This window comes from Methylobacterium planeticum, assembly GCF_008806345.1.
Taxonomy (GTDB): domain Bacteria; phylum Pseudomonadota; class Alphaproteobacteria; order Rhizobiales; family Beijerinckiaceae; genus Methylobacterium; species Methylobacterium planeticum.
The window spans coordinates 1-5,711 of record NZ_VZZJ01000065.1 but is presented as its reverse complement, the minus strand read 5'-3'; the positions used below and the strand labels follow the sequence as shown (position 1 = coordinate 5,711).

At 71.0% G+C, this 5,711-nt stretch carries 6 protein-coding genes; 4 read left to right on the top strand and 2 right to left on the bottom strand.

The window, feature by feature from the left end; all coding sequences use genetic code 11:
• Positions 1-226: 226 nt before the first annotated feature.
• Entirely contained in the window at positions 227-826 is a 600-nt protein-coding gene (locus F6X51_RS27505) for a DUF1499 domain-containing protein (RefSeq protein WP_246697035.1), read from the top strand.
• A gap of 54 nt (positions 827-880) precedes the next feature.
• On the opposite strand, the gene F6X51_RS27500 is transcribed toward F6X51_RS27505, so the two are convergent.
• Positions 881-1,558, bottom strand: coding sequence for a MarC family protein (locus F6X51_RS27500; RefSeq protein WP_150967264.1), 678 nt, complete (start codon positions 1,556-1,558; stop codon positions 881-883).
• A gap of 81 nt (positions 1,559-1,639) precedes the next feature.
• Positions 1,640-2,374 (bottom strand): methyltransferase domain-containing protein, encoded by a 735-nt coding sequence (locus F6X51_RS27495; RefSeq protein ID WP_150967262.1) that lies wholly within the window; start codon positions 2,372-2,374, stop codon positions 1,640-1,642.
• 176 nt (positions 2,375-2,550) lie between these two features.
• On the opposite strand from F6X51_RS27495, the gene gloB reads away from it, so the two are divergent.
• From gloB to mdh, 3 genes are all read left to right on the top strand, one after another.
• Entirely contained in the window at positions 2,551-3,330 is a 780-nt protein-coding gene (gloB, locus tag F6X51_RS27490; protein ID WP_150967268.1) for a hydroxyacylglutathione hydrolase, read from the top strand.
• 380 nt (positions 3,331-3,710) lie between these two features.
• Positions 3,711-4,286, top strand: a complete 576-nt coding sequence (locus tag F6X51_RS27485) for a TetR family transcriptional regulator (protein WP_150967266.1) — start codon at positions 3,711-3,713, stop codon at positions 4,284-4,286.
• Between the two features lie 302 nt (positions 4,287-4,588).
• Positions 4,589-5,554, top strand: coding sequence for a malate dehydrogenase (gene mdh / locus F6X51_RS27480; protein ID WP_150967260.1), 966 nt, complete (start codon positions 4,589-4,591; stop codon positions 5,552-5,554).
• The last annotated feature ends 157 nt before the right edge of the window (positions 5,555-5,711 follow it).

Genomic DNA, 5,711 nt, shown 5'->3' with positions numbered 1-5,711 from the left:
ATGCACGGGTCGCCGTGCGGGCGCGGACCGCCATGCTGGCCCCGGCCTATTACGCGGCAGCCCTCGCGAGCTTCCTCGTCCTCTACTATGTCGGGCATGCGGCCCTCTACGGCGGGCTCCCGGGCATCCCGGTGATCTGAGACGGGCTGCCGCGCGGGCGAAGGAGGCGGGTCGCGAGACCCGCCTCGTCGCGTTCGCCGGCCTTGAGGCTTGCGGGAGGGCGGAGGTGGGAACGCTGCAGGGGAGGACCGGTCGCGCCCGGAGCCTCGGGGTCGCCGGGGTGATCGGCGTCCTGGGGCTCGGCTCCCTGGGGCTCGGCTCCTTGGGGCTCGGCCTTGCCGTCCTCGTCGCGCGGGGCTCCGAGCCCGGGGGGATCGAGGAGGCCTGGATGCTCCTCTTCGGCGCGCCCGACCTCGGCCCCGTCGATTTCCCGACGCTCACGCGCACGCGGCTCCCCGTCGACGGGCTCGCCTGCCCGCCCGGTCATTGCGAGCGGGCGCGGGCGGATCTCACGGTGCCGGTTCTGCCTGTCCCGGGCGACCGCCTCCGCGCCATCGTGGCCGAGGTGGCGGCCGAGACGCCCCGGACCGACCTCGTCTTCCGGGCGCGCTGGACGGAGGAGGACCGCTATCTCACCCGCTCATCGATCCTGCATCGGCCCGCCACGATCAATGTCGCGATCATTGGGGCTGGGGAGGGGCGCTCGACCCTCGCCTTGTATTCCCGCAGCCAGATCGCCCTCGCGGATTTCGGCAGCAACCGGGCGCGCCTCGCCGCTTGGCTCGAACGCATCGGCGAGAGGGCGCGGCGCGAGGGCGCCCGCTGAGGTCTCCGCCGCGCAGGTGCGGCTTCGCCCCGACCAGGGCGATCGGCCGTCGTGCTAGCGCTTCGCGCCGGCGAGCAGGGGGCCGAGGACGTCGCTGATCCCGTTCACGGTGATCTGCGTGCCGACGCAGAGAAGCAGGAAGGCCGAGAGGCGCCCGAGCACCCGGGCGCGGACGGGGCCGATCAGGGTCACCACCCGGTCGGCGGAGCCGTAGGCGAGACGCACCATCGCGGCCACCGCCAGGGCGGCGAGCGAGACGCCGACGTAGAATCCGAGGCGCTCCGGCATCGCGGCGGGGCGGTTGGAGCCGAGCGCGATCGCCACCGCGATGGTGCCGGGGCCGGTCGTGAACGGCAGGGTGAGGGGGAAGAAGGCGACTTCGGCGAGGTTGCGGGAGCGGTCCTGCGAGGCTTCGGCCTGCTTGCGGGCCTCCCGGGCCTCGGGAGCGTTGAGGAGGACCCAGGCCGAGGCCGCCACCACGAGGCCGCCCGCGATGCGCAGGGCCGCGAGGGAGACGCCGAAGAAGTTGAGGACCGGCGCCCCCGCCCAGAGCGCCGCCAGCATCACCATGGCGGCGTAGACGCCGATGCGGCTCGACAGTTCGACCCGCTCCGTGTGGCTGTAATCGCTCGTGATCTGCGCGAAGATCAGGGCCGCGCCGATCGGGTTGACGATGGAGAACAGGCTCGAGAGTGCGAGCAGGAAATGCTGGAGGGCCGCTTCGATGCTCATGCTCTCAACCTGGACCGGACCATATCGCGGCCTGCCTACAGCATCCTGCCCCGGACGGGCACGGGCCGGAGCGGCGAAATTTCAGCCAGGCGAGGGGGCCGGCACCAGGACCCGGGCCGGGGCGAGGCGGCGGGCGCGGCGCACCTGCCGCACGGCGACCGGGCGGTAGAGCTGCTTCGTCGCGTCGACCACGTGCAGGCCCGCGAAGGGCAGCGAGAGGCCGGTGCCGAAGCGCTCCCAGGCGCCGGCGGTCTGCAGCATCAGGCGGCTGCGCACCGGGGGCATGTAGAGCGTCTCGGCCCAGCCCTCCGGGGAGAACAGGGTGTCGCGCATCAGGCGGCCGAGCTGGGAGCGGCTGTAGGGCTGGCCGTGGCCGAAGGGCGTCGCCTCGCGCCGGGCCCAGACCCCGCGCCGGTTGGGCACGACCAGGATCATGCGGCCCCCCGGCGTCAGGGTGCGCCAGACCTCCTGCAGCAGCTCGGTCGGGCTCTCGACGGCCTCGAGCGCGTGGACCAGGATGACCCGGTCGATCGCGGCTTCGGGCAGCGGCATCATGGTCGGGTCGGCGAGCGCCGAGCAGGACCGCCCGGAGCCGGGCCAGTTCACCACCCCTTGGGTCGCCGGCATGAAGGCGAGCGTGCGCTCCGCGATGCAGTGGACCGGCCCGAGATACGGCGTGGCGTAGCCGAGCCCGAGCACGCGCAGGCCCGAGACCGAGCCGAGCAGGCTGTGGATCGTGCGGCCGACGATCCGGTGCGTCACGCTCCCCAGGGGCGTCGCGTAGAAGGCGCGGAGGTCGGTGATGTCGAGGCGCATGGGGCGGATACGGGACGGTGACGCGGAGCGCCCGGTGCGGCTGGCGCCCGGCCGGGTGGCTCCGTATGCTTCAATGGGGATCGCGGCGGCCCGCGGCAAGCCGTTCCGGGCGGAACTCCCGAGGGATGGCCACGGTTCTCCGCGGGATCGCTTCGGACGATGAGGACATCGAGGCCATGGCCGGCACCCATCCTGAGATCCGCACCTTTCTCTGCCGCAGCGACAATATCGGCGTCCTGATCCGAGACCCCGCCACGGGCGCCTGCGCGGCGATCGACGTGCCCGAGGCCGAGCCCGTGCTGCGGGCCCTCGCGGACACGGGCTGGCGCCTCACCGACATCCTCGTCACCCACCGCCACGCCGATCACATCGAGGGCATCCCGGAGGTGAAGCGCGCGACCGGCGCCCGCGTCACGGCGCCCGCCAAGGCCGCCGGGGCCGTTCCGGAGGTCGACGTCACGGTCTCCGAAGGCGATACCGTGCGGGTCGGCGACCTCGTGGCGCAGGTCTGGGAGACGCCGGGCCACTGCGCCGACCACGTCACCTACTGGTTCCGCGAGGCGGGGGTGGTCTTTGCCGGCGACACCTTGTTCACCCTCGGCTGCGGCCGGGTGATGGAGAGCCCGCCCGAGACTCTGTGGCAATCCCTCACGCGCTTCCTCCCCCTCCCCGACGAGACGCAGGTGTTCAGCGGGCACGATTACGTACTGGCGAATGCCCGCTTCGCGCGCGCGGCCGACCCCGACAACGCGAATGTCAACGCCCGGATGGCGGAGGCGGAGCGGGCCCGGGACGAGGGCCGCTTCCTGATTCCCTCCTTGCTCGGGGTCGAGCGGGCCACCAATCCCTTCCTGCGCAGCACGGAGCCGGCCCTCGCGCGCGCGGTCGACCTGACCCCCGGCGGCGACCCGACAGCGGTGTTCGTCGCCCTCCGGGCGTGGAAGAACCGTTTCTAGCTCGCCCTCTTCAAGAAAAATTTGTTGCCATCTCAAACAAAAATGAACATACGACCTGTTGAGAGGTCCGTGCGCGGTCTCGTCGGCAAAGGCTCCCGGAGGGAGACTCAGTTTTCATGGAAGCGCGCCGCGGCACGCTTCGGTCGGTCAGATGGGGGTCCGTCTCGCCTTACCACCTTTCCCCCTCGCGTCTCCCGCTTCCATTCGTGCAACCCGAGCGCACAGACTCACCCGAACGGGACGACATCGTCCGGACCGAGGATCGCCGCGAAGCGGCCGTGCCGGACCAGACCGTGGCATCGGCCCGTTCCACCGGTCGATCGGGGGGCCGCCTCAGCGGGCCGGCCGCGCGGACCCGCACCACGCCGGTCTCGGCGGATGTGCGCCTCCTCGCCATCGCGACGGAGCACCTCGCGCGCCTGGGCCCGAAACGGGTGACAGTGGTGGCGGTCGCGGCCGAGGCCGGGATGACGCACGCCAACGTGTACCGCTACTTCCCCTCGAAGGACGCGCTGCTCGATGCCGTGGCCGGACGCTGGCTGCGCGACGTCGAGACCCATCTCGGGAATATCGCGGACGCGCCCGACCCGGCGGACGACAAGATCGAGCGCCTGCTCACCGCCCTCGCCGCCCTCCAGCGCGACGCCCTCACCCACGAGCCGAACCTGTTCGCCGTCCACCTCGACGCCACCGTCGAGTCGCGGCCGATCGCCCGGCGCCACCGCGTCCGGCTCCGCAGCCTCGTCGAGCGGGTGGTGGAGGAAGGCATGGCGGCGGGCGCCTTCTCGGCCCGGGACCGCGAGCGGGCCATCGCCTACATCTTCGACGCGAGCTACCGCTTCACCCATCCGCTGGCGATCCAGCAGGACGCGGACGTGCCGCGCGACCTCGTGGACGCCCGACTCGGTGCGGTGATCCACGCGATCCAGCGGGTCCTGCGCGCCGGCATCCTGTAGGGAAAGTGACAGGATTTATCTTCTGTCATAGCGGCTTCGGCGGGCGGCCCGGCGTTGTGCGCTGCATCTAAATCCTTCGCTCCGCTGTGTTTTCGCGAAGCACCCCGCTCGCGACCCCTGCGACGGAATGGCCCGAACCGTGCTTTCGCCATCGATCATCGGGTTGAAGCAAAGGGCCTTTTCGGCCACTAGAGCCCCGCACGAAAGATGACCGTGACGGGCTCCCGCTTCGACGCAGTTCTCACCCTCGCCCGGTCGAGGTGGTGACCAGTTTTCATTCTGGCAGCAGAGGTTCTCCCCCCATGGCACGCAGCAAGATCGCGCTTATCGGCGCCGGACAGATCGGCGGGACCCTCGCGCATCTGGCCGGCCTGAAGGAACTCGGCGACGTCGTCCTGTTCGACATCGCCGACGGCGTGCCCCAGGGCAAGGGCCTCGACATCGCCGAGTCCGCCCCCGTCGACGGCTTCGACGCCAAGTTCTCGGGTGCGAGCGACTACGCGGCGATCGCGGGGGCCGACGTCGTGATCGTCACGGCGGGCGTGCCGCGCAAGCCCGGCATGAGCCGCGACGACCTCATCGGCATCAACCTGAAGGTGATGGAGGCCGTCGGCACGGGCATCAAGACGCACGCGCCGGACGCCTTCGTGATCTGCATCACCAACCCGCTCGACGCCATGGTCTGGGCCCTGCAGAAGTTCTCCGGCCTGCCGGCGAACAAAATCGTCGGCATGGCGGGCGTGCTCGACTCGGCCCGGTTCCGCCACTTCCTGGCCGACGAGTTCCAGGTCTCGGTCGAGGACGTCACCGCCTTCGTGCTCGGCGGGCACGGCGACGACATGGTGCCCCTCGTGCGCTACTCGACGGTGGCCGGCGTGCCGCTGCCGGATCTGGTCAAGCTCGGCTGGACCACCCAGGAGAAGCTCGACGCCATGGTCGAGCGCACCCGCAAGGGCGGCGGCGAGATCGTCAACCTGCTCAAGACCGGCTCGGCCTTCTACGCCCCGGCGGCTTCCGCCATCGCCATGGCCGAGAGCTACCTGCGCGACAAGAAGCGGGTCCTGCCCTGCGCGGCGCATCTCTCGGGCCAGTACGGCATCGACGGCCTCTTCATCGGCGTGCCGATCGTCATCGGCGCGGGCGGCGTCGAGCGCGTGCTCGAAGTCGAGTTCAATGCCGACGAGAAGGCGATGTTCGACAAGTCCGTGAACTCGGTGAAGGGGCTGATCGAGGCCTGCAAGGGCGTCAACGCCGCCCTCACGAACTAATCCGCCCCGGACGCTCGGGAGCGGCGCGCAATCGCCGCCGCCCCCGTCGTGGCAGCCCGGTGGCAGCCCGCCAGATTGATGAGGATGTCGCCATGAACATACACGAATATCAGGCGAAGGCGGTGTTGCGGGAGTTTGGGCTTCCGGTGTCGCGGGG

Excerpts from the sequence above, each read along its gene's own strand:
- mdh (WP_150967260.1), top strand. The coding sequence starts at position 4,589 with ATGGCACGCAGCAAGATCGCGCTTATCGGCGCCGGACAGATCGGCGGG.
- F6X51_RS27495 (WP_150967262.1), bottom strand. The coding sequence starts at position 2,374 with ATGCGCCTCGACATCACCGACCTCCGCGCCTTCTACGCGACGCCCCTG.
- F6X51_RS27500 (WP_150967264.1), bottom strand. The coding sequence starts at position 1,558 with ATGAGCATCGAAGCGGCCCTCCAGCATTTCCTGCTCGCACTCTCGAGC.
- gloB (WP_150967268.1), top strand. The coding sequence starts at position 2,551 with ATGGCCGGCACCCATCCTGAGATCCGCACCTTTCTCTGCCGCAGCGAC.